A 249-nucleotide genomic window follows, 5' to 3' on the forward strand; every position below is an offset into this window, starting at 1 on the left:
GTATAGGCTTCGATCCAGACAGAGGATAATCCTGCCTCGTCAACACACTGGGTTTCTTTTCAATGCAATACGCGTATCCACTGCTGGCTATCTTTATCTGGGCCGGCAACACCGTGGTCAACAAATTGGCCGTGGGCTCGATCTTTCCGGCTGAAATCGGCTTTTATCGCTGGCTGTTCGCAGCGTTGCTGTTCACGCCGTTCATGCTCAAACCGGTGGTCGCCCACTGGCCGCAGATCCGCCCCAACC

General features: G+C 55.0%; 1 protein-coding gene. It reads left to right on the forward strand.

The window, feature by feature from the left end:
• Nucleotides 1-62 precede the first annotated feature (62 nt).
• The coding region (locus AAEZ05_RS29610; protein ID WP_162828135.1) for an EamA family transporter at nt 63-249 on the forward strand (187 nt) is incomplete at its 3' end.

The sequence above is a fragment of the Pseudomonas sp. HY13-MNA-CIBAN-0226 genome (assembly GCF_040310305.1).
Classification (GTDB): Bacteria; Pseudomonadota; Gammaproteobacteria; order Pseudomonadales; family Pseudomonadaceae; genus Aquipseudomonas; species Aquipseudomonas gregormendelii.